The organism is Bacteroides graminisolvens, assembly GCF_963666085.1.
In the GTDB taxonomy this organism is placed as follows: Bacteria; Bacteroidota; Bacteroidia; order Bacteroidales; family Bacteroidaceae; genus Bacteroides; species Bacteroides graminisolvens.
Genome location: NZ_OY762556.1, coordinates 2,287,539 through 2,309,568 on the forward strand (window position 1 = coordinate 2,287,539; position 22,030 = coordinate 2,309,568).

The window sequence follows — 22,030 nt, forward strand, 5'->3', positions numbered from 1 at the left end:
TTCCATAAAAAGCAAAGCGACATTTTTGTTGATCAGTATTTCTTGTATTTATTATTTATGGCAACACAAGCTTCATAACGAAACCTCCGCCGGGGGCCATGTGTATGTTTACCGGACTTATTGTTTCAAGCTCTTTCTTGGTATAATCGCGGGCTGAACGATGCGCATTGACTCCGTCTTTGAACATGACACCACGGAAAGATGCATTGTTCAGGAAGCTGAAGTCGACCGTTACATCTCGTTCGGTCCAGTTGGTGATGCCTCCTATGTACCACACATTGCCTTTGCGACGGGCGGTAACGATGTATTCACCCATTTGCCCATCCAGTACGCGGGTTTCATCCCATACGGTAGGAATTTGAGAAATAAATTCCAGCGACTCGGGTTCGCGCATGTAATTAGACGGATTGTCGCATAACATATTAAAAGGTGACTCGAGTATCGTGTAAAGAGCTAACTGATGACACCGCGTGCCTTGACTCATCGGTTCTGAATTGCAGGGGAAGTAACTGTTGCGGGTTGCGTTACGCATCGCTCCTTGCGTGTAATCCATCGGACCGGCTACTTGGCGGATAAAGGGAATTGTCACATCATATTTCATTTGGTCAACCGATGCGGGGCTCCATTTCATCTGTTCGAGTCCGTGTACACCCTCAAAGTTGAGTACATTGGGGTAGGTCCTGTTCATCCCGGCCGGTTTGTACATGCCGTGAAGATCAAGGATGAGTTTATAACGGGCACAAGTCTCTGCCGCACGTTGGTTGAAGGCTACTATTTCCTGGTCATCGCGGTCCATGAAGTCGACTTTAAATCCTTTTACTCCCAGAGCGGAGTAATGCTTGCAGATGTTTTCCATGTCGCGGTTAAATGCGTGAAAGCCGGCCCATAGAATGATGCTTACCTGACGCGCCTCGGCGTAATCGATGAGCTCTTTGATGTCGATATCTTTCACTACCTGCATTAAATCGGCTTCTCCGTTAACGGACCATCCCTCGTCTAATATCACGTACTCCATGTGGTGCTTAGACGCAAAGTCTATGTAATATTTATAGGTTGGGTTGTTGACTCCCGAAACGAAGTCAACTCCGTCTATGTTCCAGTCATTCCACCAGTCCCATGCTACTTTCCCCGGTTTGATCCATGAGATGTCTTTTAGTCGTGACGGACTTGCCAGCTTGTATGTCATGTCGCTTTCGGCCAACTGAGTGTCATTGCCAGTTATGATCATTGTTCTCCACGGAAATGTACGTGCTCCTTCAACGCGCGCAAGGTATGACTCGCGGGCGGTTACAAAGAATTGTAAGTTATTGTGCCCTCCCTGAACGGTTGTTTTAGGGTATGCGGGTTGCACGCCGCTCAAGGAATTGCCACCTTCTGCACTGCTGAGGTAAAGCCCCGGATAATTTTCTAAATCAGCTTCGGTAATACATACTTTTGTTCCACTTTTAGTCTGCACGACCAAAGGAAGAAACATCAGCCTTTTCTTGTTCAATTCAGAAAGAGGCAAGGTGGTGTAGGTATTTTCAAAGGAATTATGAAACTGAGATTCATAGTTACCGTCTTCACCGCGCGCTACGTAAGGTACGGTTGCCATCAGATCATCCGGGAAATTATAACGAACCGTTTCCTTTTCAATATGGAACGGTTTTTTTGAATGATTTACAAACCGATAGGCGACTCCATCGTCATAGGCTCTGAATTCGATGCTCCATTGTTTTCCCAGACTGAGCTTGAGTTCATTGTAGTGATCGTTTATTTCACTCTTCCGATAAAAAGGAGAGGGGATCGTTTGTTTTATTTGCTGAATTTTTCCTTTTACCGATTTTACTTGAGGCGCCTCTACGCTTCCTGCGGTTGGAGTTAATGCGATCGGAGAGGCTAGTAATATGTTTTCTTGTTTATAATCAACGGAGTAAGTTAATTCATTCCCCGTTTGTATCGTTGTAACCAAGTGCCCGTCGGGTGACGTTAGTTTAAAGCTCTTTTGGGCGTAGGCAGTGCTGCCGATGCCAACAAACACTATCCAGAGTAATTCTTTGATTCTGATTGTCATGATGTATATCGTTTTATCTGATTACCAATTGTCTGTACGGAAAGGGAATACAGGCTGTTCTCTGTGGTTGTGCAGATTGCCCGGTTGAAAGTTCTTGAATGCATATCTTACGGCTACCGGTTGGGGTACTTGATCACTGCTAACAATGATGTGCTTATTCCAGTCGACCACAGCCACAGCCGGATAAAACACTTTATCGGCTCCTGCTACTTCAAAGCCCTCAATGCCATTCATCCGGCTGAAACCTTCGGGTGCATTACTGAAACTAATGATGGCTTTACCGTCTTTTATCTCCATGGACTGGTAAATAGGCCCTTGATCAACAATGCCTTTCACACCATAGGTTCTGGTCAGTGCCAGGTAGCATAGGCGTTTGCCCACTGTTGTTTTGTTACGCGGATGTATGTTGCGAGCTTCGAAAGGTTCCACTAAATCATTGGTTGAAATCATGCCACTGGATGGGATAAGTTCTTGTGCTTTGAATTGGGCTTCACGCAAAAGGGCACCTAATATATTGTCTCTATATTCATAGGGGGCGATTTCTGCAAAATAGAATGGAAGTGCTCCCAATCCCCATTCTTCTCTCCATAGATTTACCATGGTGGCCAATCTTTGTGCATAGGTATTATGTTTTCCCAGATTTGATTCGCCCTGGTACCAAAGGAAGCCTTTGATGGTATAGTTTTGTAGCGGTTTTAGCATTCCGTTATACATAATCATCGGTTTCATGTATTCAGGTCCTTCGTTGCCAGATGCCTGTTTGATGTCAATGTCTGAATAATTGTTTAAGATTTCTTTGGGTAGCCACCCTTCAACGGTGGAGCCGCCCCAGCTGCAATTAATGATTCCCACCGGAATATTCAATGTCTGGAAGAGTGTTGTTGCAAAGTGAAAGGCTGTTGCACTAAACCATTGGGCGTTTTCTGGAGTAGATTCCATCCATTTTCCTTCGCAGGTTTCCTGAGGGGTGAGCGCAGCCTTTTTTGCGATGGTCGCAACGCGTATGCCTGCTTTGTACTTACTTGCCATAGCAATCGTTTCGTTGGCTCCTAGGATGGGACAGTTCGTGAATCCGTTTAATGGCATTTCCATGTTGGATTGTCCCGAACAAAACCAGACTTCACCGATGAGTATATTCGTTAATTCCATCACTTCGCCATCAGACAGTTTGATGGTTTGCGGAGTAAAGCTTGCTTTAGGAGTGGGAATCGAAATGATCCATTTACCGTCAGTTTCGACCTTGGTTGTATACGTTTCTGAATTCCAAGATGTTTTAACACTTAGGGTTGCATGGGCCTTGGCTTTTCCCCAGAGTTTAACTTTCGTGTTTTGCTGTAGTACCATGTTGTTGCCAACAATGTCAGGCAGTACGACTTTGGCCTGTCCACCTAAAATTCCCAGCAATAAAGTTGCTGCAAAAAAGAGTTTTCTTTTCATCATAATATTCGTTTAACAAATGGTTTAATTCTATCTGGTTACGAAAATAGGTATAAAAATTTAATTCAACCTCATTATGAAACTAAAGTATGACAATTAATTAAGAAAGTATTATTCTGAGCAGTTGTGAAAGTGAATTTTTTTTATTAAGTTTGCATTATTAATGAAAAACATTTATGAAAGCACGTATCATCCTCTCTTCATTATTCTTCCTCTTACTTACGAGTATATGGCCCTTGATGGCCCAAGACGGCTATATGTTCAAACACCTTGATACGAAGAATGGACTCTCTAACAGCCAGGTTAACTATATATTCAAAGATAGTAAAGGGTTTATGTGGTTTGGAACGGCTAGCGGATTAAACAGGTATGATGGATATAATTATAAAATATTCAGGCATAAAGAGAGTATCGGCCATTCTATTGCAGATAACTTTGTTGATTTGATTCAAGAGGATGCTAATGGCAATCTTTGGATACATACGGGGGCGGGATATGTTTTTTTTGACTCGAAAAAAGAGGTTTTTGTTAACAACTTGGCGGAAATCATGAAAGGATTCGGCATCAATCATATTCCCTCCGTAGTTTATATTGATGAGGATAAGAACTTCTGGTTTTATGTGATGAATTTGGGGGGATTTTCTTATCTGACCCAAACCAAAACGCTGCACTTCTATCCTCAGAATCAGAAGAATGGTTTGAGCAAAGGGCTGGTAACGTGTATTCGTACGTTAAAAGACAGGGGCGTTTTTCTTTTTGATAACGGTGCCGTAGATATTGTTGATAAAAATTCGTCGCGGATTGTGATGCAGAATCATTTCATGATGGTCTCAACTCAGTACTATTGGTCCGATAAGTATTCTCTTTTTATTGATTCTGACGGCGATTTCTGGATTTATTCTAAAGGGGCTTCCGGCGTATGGGTCTGGTACCGAAAGAGTAATCGTTGGGAGCATTACAGCAATGGAAAGCAGAGTAAACCATACCGATTGTCGAGCGATGTGGTACAAGATATCACTCAGGATGTTCATGGCAAGATCTGGCTGGCAACTGATCACGGAGGAGTGGACATCATTGATAAAAGAAAAGGTTCTCTGGCGAATTTGAAAAATAATTTGGCGGATGATAGGAGTTTATCGCACAACAGCATCAATTGCGTGTATTGTGATGATGTAGGAATTGTTTGGATCGGTACTTATAAAAAAGGTGTGTCATATTACAGTGAGAGTACTTTTAAATTTGGAGTTGAGCATTTTACATCTTTGCAAAATAGTGGTAATTTTGAGAGTGATATTACGTATATTGAGGAGGATGGAAAAGGTAATTTATGGGTTGGCACCAATGGAAGTGGACTTATTCAGATAAACAGACTGACTGGAGAAAAAACTATTTTTAAAAATAATCCGAGTGATGCTTCTTCTTTGTCGGCAGACGTGATAGTTGGGTTGTGCCAAGCTTCTGATGGGAAACTTTGGATTGCAACTTACCTGGGCGGACTGAACTGTTTTGACGGGAGAAAATTTATTCGATACAATCACAATCCGAAGAATCCTAATTCATTGGTTAATAATAATGTCTGGTCTGTTGTGGAAGACGAGAAGGGTATGATATGGATTGGCACCTTGGGAGGTGGGCTTCAGATGTTGAATCCGGCAACCGGAAAGTTTATTACTTATCAGGCCGATAAATATCTGACTTCTAATTATGTATCATCTCTCTTTCTGGTTAAAAATAGGAAAATGTTTATTGGTACTGCCATCGGACTTACGGTGTTCGACATGAACAAAGGGAGTTTTGAGCAACTTAACGGTAATCGTGCCGGTAATCAGCAGTTTTCCAGTTTGAATGTGAATCAGGTTTACGAGGATAGCCGCGGACTTTTATGGGTCGCCACTCGAGATGGCTTGAATATATTCAATTTTAAACAGGATCAAATCAGGGTTTTAAGAAAGGCTGACGGCTTGGCTGATGATATTATATGTGCTATCGTGGAGGATCAGCATAAAAATATGTGGATAACTACGGCCAATGGAGTATCTAATGTGGTGGTTTCTGAAGACCCTAAAACGAGAGACTACAAGTATTCGTTTAATAACTATGATTCGAAAGACGGATTACAAGGCAATGAGTTTAACATTCGTTCCATAGCAGGCACCCGGAATGGTGAAATTATTATGGGAGGCTTGCGAGGGTTAAATTATTTTTTCCCCGACAAGATAAAATATAATCAGATATTGCCCAAAGTGAGTTTCACGGGTATCACCCTTTTTAACGAAGAAGTACAAATTGACTCTGTGTATAGCGGACATAAAATATTAGTTGCTGCATTAAATAAAACGAATAAGGTAGAATTGAAGTATCGTCAGAATGTATTTTCGATCTCTTTTTCCGGAATGGATTACATTTTACCCGAAAAATGTCGTTTCGCTTATATGCTCGAAGGGTTTAATCCTGACTGGTTGTATGTTGATGGCAGTGTACATGAGGTTACTTATACTAATTTGGCTCCGGGAACCTACACGTTTAAAGTCAAAGCGGCTAATAGTGATGGGTATTGGAATGAAGAAGCTGCCACGTTGACTATTGTTATCCGTCCCCCGTTTTGGAGAACCTATTGGGCGTATGCGTTGTATGGTTTGTTATTGGTGGGGTTGTTGATTCTGGCTCGCAGAATGGTGTTGAGAGCTGAGCGAAATAAGTTCAGGATACGACAAATAGAGATGGAGGCTGAACGAAAGCATGAGCTTGACGACATGAAATTACGTTTCTTTACGAATGTAAGTCATGAATTGCGTACTCCGCTTACACTGATTATTTCACCCATAGACGGGCTGATTAAAAGCATGGAGAGCGAAGAGCACAAGCAGAAATTAATGGTGATGAAACGCAATGCATTCCGGTTGCTGAATTTGGTAAATGAAATCTTGGACTTCAGGAAAAGTGATGTACAGGGTAATGTGTTGAAGCCTGTCACTGCCGATGCAATGGCTTGCATACGCAATGCTTGTCTTTCATTTGCCGACTTGTCGGATAAGAAAAATGTTAAGCTTTCTCTGAAATCAGCTATCCATGCTCTTAACATGAATTTTGATGAGGATAAATTGAATAAAATACTGATGAATCTTTTGTCGAACGCGTTTAAATTTACGGATGCCGGCGGCAGGGTTGATGTGGTAGTTTGCCTGAGTCAGGAGGAAGGGAATGCTGATCTATCGCTTCAGGTCAGTGTGGCAGATACGGGTATTGGTATAAAAGATGAGGATAAGCAGCGCATATTCGACCGTTTTTATCAGGTGCAACACGGTGATGCTCACGACTTTGGAGGTAGTGGCATCGGTTTGCACATGGTGAAAGAATTTGTGAATTTACACGGCGGACAAATACAAATCACTGATAATGTGGGAGGGGGGAGTATTTTCACTTTCACTATCCCTGTCGTCAATGCTCAGGAATCATTTGATTGGATGGAAAAGGGCGCGATGACTGAAGAAGTTATTCTTGATGGAAAAGATACGACGAGCAATGCTTTTAAACAAAACACTCCTGAATTGTCAGGCAAAGATATTCCGTTGCTGCTGATTGTGGATGACAATGAAGATTTTCGCTCGTTTATGAAAGAGAGTTTGAGTGGTTATTACCGAATTAGGGAAGCACGGAACGGGCGTGAGGCATGGGAGATGATTCCTGATTTGCAGCCGGATCTCATCATCAGTGATGTAATGATGCCTGAGATGGATGGAACCGAGTTGTGCAGCATGGTTAAAAATGATGTGAGAACGTCTCACATTCCACTCATTTTACTGACCGCCCGTACTGCGGAGGAACATAAACTTGAAGGATTAGAGATTGGTGCTGATGATTATATAACCAAACCATTTAATTTTGAAATACTTTCTTTACGCATCAAAAAGATGCTTGAGTTTAGAGAGGTAAGAAGGTCTAAATTTACTAAACAGATTGATCCTGAACCTAGCGAGATAACGATTACTCCATTGGATGAGAAACTGATTAAAAAGGCAATTCTTTATGTTGAAAACAATATTTCACGTAGTGAACTGTCAGTTGAAGAACTGAGCCGTGAACTGGGTATGAGTCGTGTACATCTTTATAAAAAATTGATTCATATAACAGGAAAGTCGCCGGTAGAGTTTATTCGTACACTCAGATTAAAACGAGCGGCTCAGCTATTGCGCGAAAGTCAGATGAATATTTCTGAAATAGCTTATGAGGTAGGATTCAATAACCCAAAGTATTTCAGCAAATACTTCAAAGATGAATTCGGAATGCTGCCTTCGGCTTACATGGCAGAAATGAAAAAAGAGCCGGGAAATCATCTCGTTCTCTAGGATTTAACAATATATGCCCTGATGGGAAACAATTAAAATACCTCTTCTAAACAAAAGGCACCTGTCTATAATACAAAGTGAATGCTCCAGTTGAGTTGTTATTCGTATTTTTGTTACGCTAATAATTGTCCTATTATAATTTTTAAACTTTAAAATAATGAAGAACACGCACTGGTTGTTGATAGCAGGATTGTTTTTTGCTTCGTGTGCCTCACCGGGGTACGAAAGAACGGATGAGGGTGTATTGATCCGTCTGGATCAAAAAGAATCAACGGACTCCCGGCTGGTTAGATTGAATGTTGTAAATAGTAAGATCATTCATGTATCAGCTACTCCAAAGAAATCTTTCTCCAAAGAAAAAAGTCTGATCGTTGTTCCACAAGAAAAATTCAGTGATTTCTCTGTGGAAGAGAAGAATGATGAAGTAGTGGTGAGCACGGCCGACTTGAAGGCTGTAGTTAGCCTTAAGACTGGTGTAGTACAGTTCCTTGATGCTTCAGGGAAGATCCTTCTTCGCGAAAATGAGGGAGGAGGCAAACGTTTTGATCCGGTTACAGTGGAAGGCACAGATGGTTATGCCTTGAAACAATCGTTTGAATCTCCGGATGATGAGGCGTTTTACGGATTAGGACAACACCAGGCGGATGAATTCAACTATAAAGGTAAAAACGAATCTCTTTTTCAATACAATACCAAGGTTTCAGTTCCTTTTGTCTTATCAAATAAAAACTATGGGATATTATGGGATAATTATTCATTGAGCAGATTTGGTGATGAAAGAGATTATGCCCAGTTGGATGAAACCTTTACACTTTACAACAGCAAAGGCGTGAAAGGCGGTCTCACCGGCACATACGTGCCCGGCACGAATAGGAAGGCTCAACCTGTAGTTCGTACGGAAAAGAATATCTATTTTGAAGATATAAAAACAATCCTGAATTTGCCCAAGGATTTTCCATTTGACGGTTCAAAGGTGACGTACGAGGGAGAGATTGAGGCTAAAGAAGACGGTGCTTATCGTTTTCAACTTTATTATGCGGGTTATGTAACCGTATACTTAGACAACAAAGAAGTGGTGCCCGAACGTTGGCGTACGGCCTGGAATCCGAATAGCTATAAGTTCTCAGTGAATATGCAAGCCGGTAAACGCGTGCCGTTACGAATTCAATGGCGCCCCGATGGAGGTGTCTCTTATTGCGGATTACGTGCTCTTTCGCCGGTAACCGACAAAGAGCAGAATAAGCTGGCTTTGTATAGTGAGATGGGTGATGAAATTGATTATTACTTCGTGGCCGGTCATTCAATGGATGACGTGATTAGCGGTTACAGAAGGCTTACCGGAAAATCGCAGATCATGCCTAAGTGGGCCATGGGATATTGGCAAAGTAGAGAAAGGTATAAAACGCAGGACGAAATTCTGGGAGTGCTCAAAGAGTTTAGAAAAAGACAAATTCCTATTGATAATATTGTGCTTGACTGGAATTACTGGCCTGAAGATGCATGGGGTAGCCATGAATTTGACAAAGCGCGTTTCCCCGATCCTAAAGGAATGGTTGATTCCATTCACCAAATGAATGCGAAGATGATGATTTCTGTGTGGCCTAAGTTCTATGTTACCACTGAACATTATAAAGAGTTTGACAGAAAGGGATGGATGTATCAGCAAGCCGTGAAAGACAGTATACGAGATTGGGTAGGTCCGGGTTATGTGGGTTCATTTTATGACGCCTACAGTGCCGAGGCACGTAAGCTTTTCTGGAAGCAAATGGAAGATCATTTGTATCCGTTGGGGATTGATGCCTGGTGGATGGATGCGAGCGAACCGAATGTGCGCGACTGCACCGATATGGAATATAGAAAAGCCTTGTGTGGTCCTACGGCATTGGGTCCTTCAACTAAGTACTTCAATGCATACGGCCTGATGAATGCGGAAGCTATTTATGACGGACAGCGTGGTACTGATCCTGATAAACGTGTATTCTTGCTTACCCGTTCGGGCTTTGCGGGGCTTCAACGATATTCTACTGCTACCTGGAGTGGCGATATTGCTACTCGCTGGGAAGATATGAAAGCGCAGATTTCTGCCGGCTTAAACTTCTCAATGAGTGGCATCCCTTATTGGACGATGGATATTGGTGGCTTTTGTGTAGAAAAACGTTATGAGAAAGGACAATATGAATTTAACGCCACCGGAAAAGAGAATGCTGATTACAAAGAATGGAGAGAACTGAACACGCGTTGGTATCAGTTTGGAGCATTTTGTCCTCTGTTCCGTGCTCACGGACAGTTCCCCTATAGAGAGGTATGGAACATTGCTCCCGAAGGACACCCGGCTTATCAGTCTATTGTTTATTATACTCAATTGCGTTATCGTTTGATGCCTTATATTTACTCCTTGGCAGGAATGACTTATTTCAATGATTATACAATCATGAGGGCCTTGGTCATGGATTTTGGTAAAGATACCCAGGTGAATAATATTGGTGATCAATATATGTTTGGACCATCGGTGATGGCTTGTCCGGTATATGAATATGGTGCACGTAAAAGAACTGTCTATTTCTCTGCTACCACAGGCTGGTATGACTTTTACAGTGGTAAGCATTTGGCGGGTGGACAGCTTCTTTCAGTGGAAGCACCATACGAACGTATGCCACTGTATGTACGCGAAGGTGCCATTGTGCCTTTTGGTCCTGATATGCAGTACACCACGGAGAAACAACCAGTAAACATCAAGATTTATGTTTATGCAGGTAAAAATGGAAGCTTTACGTTGTATGAAGATGAAGGGGTGAACTATAATTATGAAAAAGGAAAGTATTCAACGATTCCTTTTATTTATAACGACGCGACACGTTCTCTCATAATTGGGACTCGTGAAGGCAGTTTTGATGGCATGTTGAACAAGCGGACATTCGAAGTGGTATTTGTCAATAAAACAAATGCGGTGGGCATTGAAAAAGAGGTGAAAGGCAAAACGGTTTCTTATGAAGGAAGTGAAATAATGATAAAGCTTTGATTCCGATGAAAAAAGGTAAAACATTACTCTTGTTTCTGAGTTTCTTGTTGTTCCCGCTGTCAATGGTCGGTGCACCCGGCGAGAATGTGCGTCAGCGTTTGCTGTTCAACCAAGATTGGAGCTTTCATTTAGGAGATATAAAAGGAGCGGAATCAAGGACGTATGATGATAGCTCTTGGCGCAAATTGTCGTTACCTCATGATTGGGCCATCGAGGGTGAATTCAGTGAGGACCATCCTGCAGGTAGTGGAGGTGGGGCTTTACCGGGTGGAATAGGGTGGTACCGAAAAACATTTGTTGCCACTGCTTCCATGAAGGGTAAACGGATATATATCGATTTCGACGGGGTGTATATGAATGCGGAGGTATTTATTAACGGTGTGTCATTAGGCATTCGTCCCTATGGATACATTTCGTTCCGTCATGACCTGACTCCTTATATCATACAGGGAAAAGAAAATGTGCTTGCGGTACGGGTTGACAATGCTGAACAACCCAACTCCAGGTGGTATAGCGGAGCCGGTATTTATCGGAATGTATGGCTTTCTATTACCAACTCTCTCCATGTTGATTTATGGGGGACGTATGTTACGACTCCCGTTGCCAATGCACAGAAGGCAAGCGTAAAAGCTGATGTTACGCTGAAAAATACCACGACATCGGTCTTGAAGGCTGAGGTTGTTTCGTATTTATTGGATGCCACTCAGAAAGTGGTATCTCAAGCTAGTGCACAAAACGTATCTGTTACTCCTCAGGGAGTGGCCGTTTGCAGTCAGCTGCTTCATTTGGACAGGCCGAAGCTTTGGACTTTGGAAACTCCGTATCTTTATAGCTTGCGCACGGAGGTCAAGGTAGGCAGTAAAACGGTAGATGTGTATGACACACCTGTGGGTATTCGTTCTTTCTCCTTTGATTCATCTCAAGGATTTATCTTGAACGGAGAGCGAATAAAAATAAAGGGAGTTTGCATGCACCATGATTTGGGCTGTCTGGGGGCTGCCATCAACGTGAGGGCTATGGAGAGGCAATTAGAGATCTTAAAAGAGATGGGATGTAACGGCATTCGTTGCAGCCACAATCCGCCTGCGCCCGAATTGCTCGATTTGTGTGATCGGATGGGCTTTGTGGTAATGGATGAAACATTTGATATGTGGCGAAAGCGTAAAACAACGTATGATTATTCCTTGTACTTCAATGAATGGCACGAACGTGATTTAAGTGACCATATATTACGTGACAGGAATCACCCTTCCATTTTTATGTGGAGTATTGGAAATGAAGTTCTTGAACAATGGACACATGCCGATGCTGATACGCTTGATATCAAAGAGGCCAATCTGCTGCTGAATATGAAACGTGATAAAAATTCATTGGCTGCGGATGGCAAGGAACTGAGTGTGAATTCTCTTCTCACCAAGAAACTGGTGGATATGGTGAAGGCTCTTGACCCCACACGTCCCGTAACAGCAGGAAACAATGAACCCGATCCGAGTAATCACCTGTTTCGCTCGGGAGCACTGGATCTCATCGGATTTAATTATCACGAAACCTATTTCAAAGATGTACCACGTAACTTTCCGGGCAAACCGTTTATTGTGACCGAATCAACTTCCGCACTAATGACACGCGGATATTATCGGATGCCCAGCGACTCCATGTATATTTGGCCTACTCGTTGGGATATTCCTTTTCACGATGATTCGTACTCTTGCTCTTCTTATGATAATTGCCATGCTCCTTGGGGAACTACTCATGAAGAATCTTGGAAACAGGTGAAGAATAATGATTTTATCAGTGGCATGTATTTGTGGACGGGATTTGATTACTTGGGTGAGCCAACTCCCTACTGGTGGCCTGCCCGAAGTTCTTATTTTGGAGTGATTGACTTGGCCGGATTTCCTAAAGATGTGTACTATATGTATCAGAGTGAGTGGACTGACAAAACTGTGTTGCATGTTTTTCCGCATTGGAACTGGCAAAAAGGTGAAACGGTTGATCTATGGGCTTATTATAGCAATGCAGATGAGGTGGAGCTTTTTGTTAATGGCAAATCTTATGGTATTAAGAAAAAAGAGAAGGACGTTTATCATGTGAGCTGGCGAGTTACATTTGAGCCGGGCACTGTTCGTGTTGTGTCGCGAAAGAATGGCAAGGAGGTGCTTAGCCGTGAATTGCACACAGCAGGTGAGCCGGCCAGGGTCAGACTTTCAGCCGACAGGAATTCAATAAAGGCTGATGGAGTTGACTTGAGTTTTGTGACGGTGGATATTCTGGACCGTGATGGAAATCTTTGCCCTCATGCAGACAACTTGGTGAAGTTTGAGGTTGATGGTGCTGCTTTTGTGAGTGGGGTTGATAATGGCAGTCCCATATCTTCGGAGAGTTTCAAAAAACCGGAACGTAAGGCTTTCTATGGCAAATGCCTGGTTGTACTTCAAAATAATACAGCCCAAGGTGAGATTACATTGAAAGCTACTTCTGCCGGTTTGCAAGAGGGAACATTGACATTAGAAGCACGTTAGCAGAATAATAATTTGGATATAATACTATTGAAATGAAAAAACAATTTATTGCAGTCTTTATCTTGGCTGCTAGCCTTGGATTACCGGCTTTGTCGCAGACACCCGTTTATCTGGACGAAACCAAACCTTTGGAAGAGCGTGTAAAAGACGCACTTAGCAGAATGACGCTTGAGGAAAAGGTGAAAATGTGTCACGCACAAAGCAAATTTAGTAGTCCGGGTGTTCCTCGTTTAGGGATACCTGAAATATGGATGAGTGACGGACCTCATGGAGTTAGAGAGGAAATTCAATGGAACTCATGGAATGTGGCCTCCTGGACTAATGATTCGTGCACTGCTTTCCCAGCACTGACTTGCTTGGCTGCCACGTGGAATCCTGAAGTGTCAGCACTTTACGGAAAAGCAATTGGCGAGGAAGCACGTTATCGGGAAAAGGATGTATTGCTGGGACCTGGTGTGAATATCTATCGCACACCGCTCAACGGTCGTAACTTTGAATACATGGGTGAGGATCCTTATCTGGCTTCTGTTATGGTAGTACCTTATATTCAGGGCGTACAGAAAAATGGCGTTGCTGCTTGTGTGAAACATTACGCGCTCAACAATCAAGAATTGTGGCGCGGGCACATCAATGTGGAACTTAGCGATCGTGCTTTGCAGGAAATCTATCTTCCCGCTTTTAAGGCTGCCGTCATGCAAGGTCATGTATGGAGCATCATGGGTTCCTATAATAAAATCAGGGGTCAGCATGCTTGTCACAACGAATTGTTGCTACAGCAAATTTTAAAGAAAGACTGGAAGTTCGATGGTGTAGTGATTACCGATTGGGGTGGGGCACATGACACACGTGAGGCAGCTTTGAATGGTTTAGATATTGAAATGGGATCATATACTAACGGACTCACTTCCGAATCGGCATTTACTTATGATGATTATTATCTGGCTAAACCTTACCTGAAGATGCTAAAAGAAGGCAGCGTGCCGATGTCTACTATTGACGATAAAGCAAGCCGCATTTTGAAATTGATCTTTCGCACTGCGATGAACAGCCAAAAACCATGGGGATCGTTTACCTCGGAAGAACACTATTCGGTTGCCCGCAAGGTTGCTGAAGAAGGAATTGTATTGTTGCAAAACAAAGCTCTCTCCCAAAAAGAAAAGGCTTTGCTTCCTCTTGATGCAACGAAATATAGTAAAATATTGGTTGTTGGAGAAAATGCAACGAGGTGTCTTACCGAAGGCGGAGGCTCTTCTGTTTTGAAAGTGAAGCAAGAGATTTCTCCTTTGGATGGATTAAGAGCTAAGTTGGGTGATAAGATTGTTTATACTCAAGGCTATGAATCAGGACGTGCGATGTACGATCATGTGGATGTTATATCAGCATCTGTAACCGATTCACTTCGCGCTGAAGCTATTAAACAAGCAGCAGATGCTGATCTTGTTATTTACGTAGGAGGTTTGAATAAAAACCACCTGCAGGATTGTGAAGCCGGTGACCGATTGAGTTATGAACTTCCTTTCGGGCAGAATGATTTGATAAAGGGGCTTCTACATGTGAACAAGAAGATGGTTATGGTGCTATTAAGTGGCAACGCCGTTGAGATGCCTTGGGTAAAAGATGTACCTTCTATTATACAAGGTTGGTACCTGGGATCTGAAACAGGTAACGCTATCGCTAATATATTAACCGGCGAGGTGAACCCCAGTGGTAAGCTGCCTTTCTCTTTTCCTGTGAAGTTGGCTGATAATGGAGCGCATGCTTTCGGAGAAATCTCTTACCCGGGCGACAGTATTAATCAAGAATACAAAGAAGACATTCTGGTGGGATACCGTTGGCATGATACTAAAAAGATTCCTGCACTGTTTCCATTTGGTCACGGTCTGAGCTATACTACTTTTGCTTACGATAAGGCAACTTTCTCTTCGAAACAGATGCCTGCCGAAGGCTCTTTAGCTATCTCTCTAAAGGTGAAAAACAATGGAACGTTAGCCGGAAAAGAGGTGGTTCAGTTGTATGTAGGAGATGAGAAGTGTTCTGTTGTAAGACCATTGAAGGAATTGAAAAAATTCGCTAAGGTTGCTTTGAATCCGGGTGAAGAGAAACTAATTACCTTTACTTTAACACCCGATGATTTGAAGTTTTATGACGAAGCAAGTGGTGAATGGAAAGCAGAGCCCGGAAAATTTAAAGTGTACATAGGAACTTCATCAACTGATATACGGTCTGTCACTGATTTCGTATATTGAGGATGATTCAAAAAAATAACAAAAAAGAAGAGGTTGTGAGACTTCTTCTTTTTTTTGTTTGAACCAATTGCTTGGTCCGTTGTTTATATGTTATAAAATGATTTTAAACAAAGAATACTAATAAAGTAGAATTATGACAACAACAAATTTTAAAGGTCAACCTGTAAAAATTAAAGGTGAATTTATTAAAGTAGGAGCAACAGCCCCCGATTTCAACCTCACCAAATCAGACTTATCTTCTGTTTCACTGAGTGAATTCAAAGGAAAGAATGTGATTTTAAATATATTTCCAAGTTTGGATACAAGTGTTTGTGCCACTTCGGTACGACAATTTAATAAATTGGCATCCTCATTGCCGGATACAGTTGTTTTGGCTATATCCAAGGACCTGCCCTTTGCACATGGACGTTTCTGTAGTACAGAAGGTATTACCAACGTGGTAGCTCTTTCAGATTTCCGTCCTTCTCCTTTTGCTGACAACTATGGCTTGCTAATGGAAGATGGTCCTTTGTATGGATTGCTTGCTCGCTCTGTTGTTGTGGTTGATAAAGACGGGAAAGTAGTATACACTGAAATGGTGCCTGAAATTACGCAGGAACCCGATTACGAAAAAGCGCTTACTGCAGCACTTGGTAAGTGATTAATTATGTAGATTCTCAAAAGAAAAAGACTGGCCAAAACAAGTTGACCAGTCGTTCTTTTATTTGTATAGTCCGAAAACATAAAGAGCTTTTTAAAAAACATAACCAGCTTTTTTAAAAACATAATGAGCTTTTTGAAAAAGGAAATCCCCTATACAAGCACACCACCATTTATCAAAAGAACTATTATTTATTATTGGATTTATAACCTTTATATACCAGGTATCCTACAATAAATATTGCTATTGCAATAAAAAGATAACCCAATTCATGGCTGTATTCCGTAACTTTAGCTATCAGTTGTTCTTCAGTTTCAATGCCCGGTACACTGGCTAGGTAATATCCGATTGCAGCAAGAATAGCATTCCATATTCCGGCTCCTAATGTTGTATACAGTAAAAACGTACTCAGTTTCATGCGTGCCAATCCGGCCGGAATTGATATCAGTTGTCTTACCGCAGGTATCAGTCGGCCAATAAAAGTTGAAAGCGCTCCATTTCTGTCGAAATAGGCTTCAGCATGTTCAACTTTAGCCTGATCAATGAGGCACATGTGTCCAAACCTACTATTAGCAAACTTATACACAAGCGGTCGGCCCAACCACATGGCCAGATAATAATTAATCAACGCTCCAATATTGGCACCAATGGTGGCAAATAAAACAACAAGATATATGTTCAATTCATGCCCCACTGCTGCTTTGTACGCAGCAGGTGGAATAACTACTTCTGAAGGAAAAGGAATAAACGAACTTTCAATGGCCATTAACAAGGTGATGGTCCAATAATTGAGGTGATCCAAACACCATTGTATAAAAGCTACAGATTCCATGACGTTTTTATTTATTTGGTTACTTGTTATTTATTTATTTTCCCCCAAGTATCTTTTAATCCTACTGTGCGGTTGAATATTAGTTTGTCAGGAGTCGATTCCTTGTCTATATTGAAATATCCTATGCGTTGGAATTGTAGGTACGACAATGGTTTGAGCTCTGCCAAGTATTTTTCAACGTAGCAGTTGGTTAGCACCTTCAGAGAATCAGGATTCAATAACTCACGGAAATCAGCTTCCGTTTCAGTTCCCGGATTTTCCACTTTAAATAAGCGGTCATACAAGCGTACTTCAGCCGGTAAGCAATGAGCGCAGCTTAGCCAATGTAACGTACCCTTTACCTTACGGTTGCTATCCGGCATTCCGCTACGAGTATTGGGATCGTACTCGCAATAAACCTCCGTAATTTCTCCATTTTCATCTTTCTTGCATCCGGTACATTTTACAATATAAGCGTTCTTCAAACGAACTTCTTGTCCGGGTGTCATTCGGAAATACTTCTTGGGAGCATCCTCCATAAAGTCTTCGCGTTCCATCCATAATTCACGGCTAAATTCTATCATGTGCGAGCCTGCTTCCGGATCCTCCGGATTGTTGGTCGCTTCCATTTGTTCTACCGTATTTTCAGGATAGTTGGTGATAATAAGCTTCACGGGATTCAGTACGGCCGATACGCGGGTTGCTCTGGTGTTCAAATCTTCTCTAACGGCTGCCTCTAAGAGAGAAACATCATTTAGTGCTTCGTATTTAGTGTAGCCAATCATGTCAATGAATTTACGTATTGATTCAGGCGAGTACCCTCTGCGGCGATAACCACAGATAGTAGGCATACGAGGGTCATCCCATCCGTTAACCAATCCTTCTTTCACTAAAGCAAGAAGTTTACGCTTACTCATTACCGTATAGGTAAGATTCAAACGATTGAATTCCATTTGTCGCGGACGATATCCGGCTTCAGTAGCAAGCGGCGTTTCAATTAGTTCGTCAACAAAGTAATCGTAAAGCGGGCGGTGTACTTCAAATTCTAATGTGCAGATGGAGTGCGTAACACCTTCAAAATAATCACTTTGTCCGTGGGCGAAGTCATACATGGGATATGCTTTCCATGTAGTTCCTGTGCGGTGGTGCGGATGCTTGATAACACGATATATAATAGGATCACGAAAATGCATGTTTGAGTGTGCCATATCAATTTTGGCACGCAACACCATAGCACCCTCTTCAATCTCACCGGTATTCATCTGATGGAAGAGAGTGAGACTTTCTTCTATCGGTCTGTCGCGATACGGACTATTTACGCCCGGTTGAGTAGGAGTGCCTTTTTGTTTGGCTATTTCTTCAGCACTTTGTTCATCGATGTATGCTTTGCCCTCTTTAATCAGTTCAACGGCAAAGTCCCATAAATGCTGAAAGTAGTCAGATGCATAATATATGTTTTTCCATTGGAAACCCAACCATTGAATATCTTCCATGATAGAATCCACGTATTCAGTGTCTTCTTTTACCGGGTTCGTATCATCAAAGCGCAGATTACACACGCCGCCATATTTCTGTGCCACACCAAAATCCATACAAATGGCTTTTGCATGTCCTATATGAAGATAACCGTTAGGCTCAGGCGGGAAACGAGTTTGAAGTCTGCTTCCGTTTTTGCCTTCTTTTAAATCATTTTCAATAGCCTGTTCAATGAAGTTGAGGCTTTTTTTCTCACCTGCATCTTCTTTTATAATATCTGTCATAGTTGTGAATATAAACTTGTAATAAGGGCACAAAAATATGATATTTTTTTCTGATTACCTAGTGTACAGGGATATATCCGCTCTTTTTTATGATTTCCTGTCCTTCGTCAGAGAGGATGTATTGAATGAAAGTATCTACCAATTGTTTTTTCTGCTTGTTATAATAATAAAATAAGGGGCGTACGATGGGATATAGCTTTTTAGTCGCATTTTCAACAGATGGCATTGCATAGTGTGTACCGTCGTAAGAAACAGCTATTGCTTTTACTCTGTGAGAAAGATAAGCCAGCCCCACATATCCGATAGCCCCTTTGGTTTGGCTTACCGACTGAATAATGGCTCCGGTAGCCGGCATAGACAAACTATGGCTCATGTAATTCTTGTTTTTTAATACGCTCTCTTTGAAGAATTCGTATGTACCCGAAGACGTTTCACGCGAGTAAACTACAATTTTACGGTCGTCACCTCCCACTTGTTTCCAGTTGGTTATTTTGCCCCGGAAGATAAGCTCCAATTGTTGTCTGGTTAGCTTTCTGACCGGGTTTGATGGGTGAACAACTACGGCAAGGGCATCGTAGGCAATAATGACTTCTTCAGCATCTTGCTTGGCCTTTTTCAGTTTCATCTTCTCACTGAACTTAATAGCTCGTGAAGCCATGGCAATATCGGTTGTGTTATCAAGTAAGGCAGAAATTCCCACGCCGCTACCTCCACCGGTAACGGTGACACGTGCTTGCGGATTCTTGTTCATGAAGTTTTCTGCTGCTTGTTGCGAGAGTGGCAGTACAGTGTCACTGCCTTTGATTTTTTGTGCATTGACATTGATTACATTACATGCCCCAATAAGGAGAAATACCCAATAGCTTGCTTTCATTTTCTATTTCTTTTTTATTATTTCTTTTTTGATGGATGCAAATTACATAAATCGATATTACATTTCGTTTACATTTTCTTTAAATAAATCCATTGTAACCAAAATGTAACACTTATGCAATATTTCCTTCAAACTCTATTCACACGTTTTTAATATAAAGCCCCTTACTTTGCGTCATCAAATAATAAGGTATGAGAAAGTTTTTTGAAAAGATTGTGGCAGGCCTGCTTACGTGCAGCGGATTTGTAACAAGTATTACGATTTTGTTGATCGTTGTTTTCTTATTTATAGAAGCATTTGGCCTATTTAAAAGCAAGGTTATTGAAGATGGCTACGTATTGGCACTCAATAAGGCAAACCCTGTTAACAGGCTTAGCCCGTCTGAAATTAAGAACATCTTCGATGAAGAAATTACTAATTGGAAAGAAGTTGGAGGTATTGATGCCCCAATCAAAGTATTCAGACTCGAAAATATTACCGAATATTATTCAGAGGAAGAATTAGGAGAGGCGTATGAACTGGCCGGAGATAAGATTGCAGAATTAGTTCAGCACAACCCCGGAATGATAGCGTTCATTCCTTCCCAGTTTGTAAAAGAAGGTAGTAACCTTCATCTGATTAAAGACAACAATATCTCTTTTAAAGATGTAATTGCCGGTGCTGAGTGGTTCCCTACTGCTACACCTGCTCCGCAGTTTGGTTTCCTGCCTTTGATAACCGGTACCTTGTGGGTGAGCCTTTTTGCCATTCTGATAGCCCTTCCCTTTGGTCTTTCGGTTTCTATTTATCTTTCCGAAGTGGCAAATACTAAAACGCGTAACATACTGAAGCCGGTTATTGAGCTGCTGAGTGGCATACCCTCGGTGGTCTATGGCTTCTTCGGATTAATTGTCATCGTTCCGTTCATTCAAAAAACATTTGATTTGCCCGTAGGAGAAACCGGTCTTGCCGGGAGTATTGTTCTGGCCATAATGGCATTGCCTACCATTATTACGGTTACAGAAGATGCTATGCGAAACTGCCCCCGTTCTATGCGTGAAGCTAGTTTGGCGCTTGGCGCTTCGCAGTGGCAAACGATTTATAAAGTTGTGATTCCTTATTCGATATCGGGCATCACATCGGGTGTGGTACTTGGCATCGGTCGTGCCATTGGCGAGACCATGGCCGTGCTGATGGTAACCGGTAATGCTGCGGTGATACCAACTACTATTCTTGAACCTTTACGCACCATACCGGCAACCATTGCTGCCGAGTTGGGTGAAGCCCCGGCAGGTGGAGCACACTATCAGGCGTTGTTCCTTCTTGGGGTTGTTTTGTTCATCATCACATTGATAATCAATTTGAGTGTGGAGGCTATTTCTGCCAAAAGAAAATAGACGAATCATTCGTAGAAAAATAATAATATGACTGAAATGAATAAATCGGCTCAAATCACTTCATCAGCAAGCAACCGGAAACGTACTTCACAATACGTTGCATTTGGCTTGTTTCGCTTGCTGAGTTTGTGCGTAGTGCTTATTCTCTTTGCCATTCTGGGATTTATTATCTATAAAGGCGTGGGAGTTATTAATTGGGAATTTATTAGTAGCGCACCCCGCGAGGGGATGACTGCCGGGGGTATATGGCCTGCCATAGTAGGAACTTTCTATTTGATGGTGGGTAGTGCTCTTTTTGCCTTTCCGATAGGGGTGATGAGTGGCATCTACATGAATGAATATGCACCCAAAGGAAAGTTGGTTCGTTTTATACGGGTTATGACAAATAACCTGAGCGGTATTCCTTCTATTGTTTTCGGTTTGTTTGGTATGGCGCTCTTTGTCAATTACTTAGGTTTTGGAGATAGTATTTTGGCCGGCTCGTTAACGTTGGGTTTGCTTTGTGTTCCCATTGTGATTAGAACGACCGAAGAAGCACTCAAAGCCATTCCCGATACCTTGCGTGAAGGCAGCCGTGCTTTAGGAGCCACTAAGTTGCAAACAATATGGCATGTAATCTTACCGATGGCTATGCCCAATGTTATAACCGGACTTATTTTGGCTTTGGGACGTGTGTCGGGCGAAACAGCTCCTATTCTTTTTACTTGTGCAGCGTATTTTCTTCCTCAACTGCCCGAGAGTGTTTTGGACCAATGTATGGCGTTGCCATACCACCTATACGTTATCTCGACGAGCGGAACCGATATGGAAGCCCAGTTGCCCATTGCCTATGGTACAGCGTTGGTGCTTATCCTTATTGTGCTGGCTGTGAATCTGCTGGCCAATGCCCTTCGCAAGTATTTCGAGAAAAAAGTAAAAATGCATTGATATCTAAAAAAGAAAAATA

The 22,030-nt window shown here is 42.1% G+C and carries 12 protein-coding genes; 7 read left to right on the forward strand and 5 right to left on the reverse strand.

Annotation, left to right across the window (positions count from 1 at the left end; all coding sequences use genetic code 11):
- Window positions 1–55: 55 nt before the first annotated feature.
- Window positions 56–2,053, reverse strand: coding sequence for a retaining alpha-galactosidase (locus ACKPCE_RS09470; RefSeq protein ID WP_319504989.1), 1,998 nt, complete (start codon window positions 2,051–2,053; stop codon window positions 56–58).
- 21 nt (window positions 2,054–2,074) lie between these two features.
- Window positions 2,075–3,490 (reverse strand): sialate O-acetylesterase, encoded by a 1,416-nt coding sequence (locus tag ACKPCE_RS09475; protein ID WP_319505946.1) that lies wholly within the window; start codon window positions 3,488–3,490, stop codon window positions 2,075–2,077.
- Between the two features lie 176 nt (window positions 3,491–3,666).
- Between ACKPCE_RS09475 and ACKPCE_RS09480 the strand changes: the two genes are divergently transcribed.
- The 5 genes from ACKPCE_RS09480 (at window position 3,667) to tpx (ending at window position 16,263) form a co-directional block, all read left to right on the forward strand.
- Window positions 3,667–7,836: a hybrid sensor histidine kinase/response regulator transcription factor gene (locus ACKPCE_RS09480; protein WP_319504990.1), complete on the forward strand. Its 4,170-nt coding sequence runs from the start codon at window positions 3,667–3,669 to the stop codon at window positions 7,834–7,836.
- A 157-nt stretch (window positions 7,837–7,993) separates the two neighbouring features.
- On the forward strand, window positions 7,994–10,855 hold the full coding sequence (locus ACKPCE_RS09485) for a TIM-barrel domain-containing protein (RefSeq protein ID WP_319504991.1): 2,862 nt from the start codon (window positions 7,994–7,996) through the stop codon (window positions 10,853–10,855).
- A 5-nt stretch (window positions 10,856–10,860) separates the two neighbouring features.
- Window positions 10,861–13,377, forward strand: a complete 2,517-nt coding sequence (locus ACKPCE_RS09490) for a glycoside hydrolase family 2 TIM barrel-domain containing protein (protein WP_319504992.1) — start codon at window positions 10,861–10,863, stop codon at window positions 13,375–13,377.
- A gap of 32 nt (window positions 13,378–13,409) precedes the next feature.
- Window positions 13,410–15,623: a glycoside hydrolase family 3 C-terminal domain-containing protein gene (locus tag ACKPCE_RS09495; RefSeq protein ID WP_319504993.1), complete on the forward strand. Its 2,214-nt coding sequence runs from the start codon at window positions 13,410–13,412 to the stop codon at window positions 15,621–15,623.
- A gap of 133 nt (window positions 15,624–15,756) precedes the next feature.
- The gene (gene tpx / locus ACKPCE_RS09500) at window positions 15,757–16,263 is read left to right on the forward strand and encodes a thiol peroxidase (RefSeq protein WP_024996555.1); all 507 of its coding nucleotides are present in this window, start codon (window positions 15,757–15,759) and stop codon (window positions 16,261–16,263) included.
- Between the two features lie 187 nt (window positions 16,264–16,450).
- On the opposite strand, the gene ACKPCE_RS09505 is transcribed toward tpx, so the two are convergent.
- From ACKPCE_RS09505 to ACKPCE_RS09515, 3 genes are read right to left on the reverse strand one after another with little or no spacing between them, the layout of a single operon-like run.
- The gene (locus tag ACKPCE_RS09505; RefSeq protein WP_276962639.1) at window positions 16,451–17,095 is read right to left on the reverse strand and encodes a DedA family protein; all 645 of its coding nucleotides are present in this window, start codon (window positions 17,093–17,095) and stop codon (window positions 16,451–16,453) included.
- Window positions 17,096–17,121: 26 nt separating this feature from the next.
- Window positions 17,122–18,834, reverse strand: a complete 1,713-nt coding sequence (locus ACKPCE_RS09510) for a glutamine--tRNA ligase/YqeY domain fusion protein (protein WP_319504994.1) — start codon at window positions 18,832–18,834, stop codon at window positions 17,122–17,124.
- Between the two features lie 58 nt (window positions 18,835–18,892).
- Window positions 18,893–19,708 carry a PstS family phosphate ABC transporter substrate-binding protein gene (locus ACKPCE_RS09515; RefSeq protein ID WP_319504995.1) on the reverse strand — a complete coding sequence of 272 codons (816 nt, stop codon included), beginning with the start codon at window positions 19,706–19,708 and terminating at the stop codon, window positions 18,893–18,895.
- 191 nt (window positions 19,709–19,899) lie between these two features.
- Between ACKPCE_RS09515 and pstC the strand changes: the two genes are divergently transcribed.
- Both pstC and pstA read left to right on the forward strand, forming a co-directional pair.
- The gene (gene pstC / locus ACKPCE_RS09520; protein ID WP_319504996.1) at window positions 19,900–21,084 is read left to right on the forward strand and encodes a phosphate ABC transporter permease subunit PstC; all 1,185 of its coding nucleotides are present in this window, start codon (window positions 19,900–19,902) and stop codon (window positions 21,082–21,084) included.
- Window positions 21,085–21,120: 36 nt separating this feature from the next.
- The gene (gene pstA / locus ACKPCE_RS09525) at window positions 21,121–22,011 is read left to right on the forward strand and encodes a phosphate ABC transporter permease PstA (protein ID WP_319505947.1); all 891 of its coding nucleotides are present in this window, start codon (window positions 21,121–21,123) and stop codon (window positions 22,009–22,011) included.
- Window positions 22,012–22,030 lie beyond the last annotated feature (19 nt).

Coding starts and splice junctions, on each gene's coding strand:
- ACKPCE_RS09515 (WP_319504995.1), bottom strand. CDS start 19,708: ATGAAAGCAAGCTATTGGGTATTTCTCCTTATTGGGGCATGTAATGTA.
- pstC (WP_319504996.1), top strand. CDS start 19,900: ATGAGAAAGTTTTTTGAAAAGATTGTGGCAGGCCTGCTTACGTGCAGC.
- ACKPCE_RS09480 (WP_319504990.1), top strand. CDS start 3,667: ATGAAAGCACGTATCATCCTCTCTTCATTATTCTTCCTCTTACTTACG.
- ACKPCE_RS09495 (WP_319504993.1), top strand. CDS start 13,410: ATGAAAAAACAATTTATTGCAGTCTTTATCTTGGCTGCTAGCCTTGGA.
- ACKPCE_RS09485 (WP_319504991.1), top strand. CDS start 7,994: ATGAAGAACACGCACTGGTTGTTGATAGCAGGATTGTTTTTTGCTTCG.
- ACKPCE_RS09490 (WP_319504992.1), top strand. CDS start 10,861: ATGAAAAAAGGTAAAACATTACTCTTGTTTCTGAGTTTCTTGTTGTTC.
- ACKPCE_RS09505 (WP_276962639.1), bottom strand. CDS start 17,095: ATGGAATCTGTAGCTTTTATACAATGGTGTTTGGATCACCTCAATTAT.
- tpx (WP_024996555.1), top strand. CDS start 15,757: ATGACAACAACAAATTTTAAAGGTCAACCTGTAAAAATTAAAGGTGAA.
- ACKPCE_RS09470 (WP_319504989.1), bottom strand. CDS start 2,053: ATGACAATCAGAATCAAAGAATTACTCTGGATAGTGTTTGTTGGCATC.
- ACKPCE_RS09475 (WP_319505946.1), bottom strand. CDS start 3,490: ATGAAAAGAAAACTCTTTTTTGCAGCAACTTTATTGCTGGGAATTTTA.
- ACKPCE_RS09510 (WP_319504994.1), bottom strand. CDS start 18,834: ATGACAGATATTATAAAAGAAGATGCAGGTGAGAAAAAAAGCCTCAAC.
- pstA (WP_319505947.1), top strand. CDS start 21,121: ATGAATAAATCGGCTCAAATCACTTCATCAGCAAGCAACCGGAAACGT.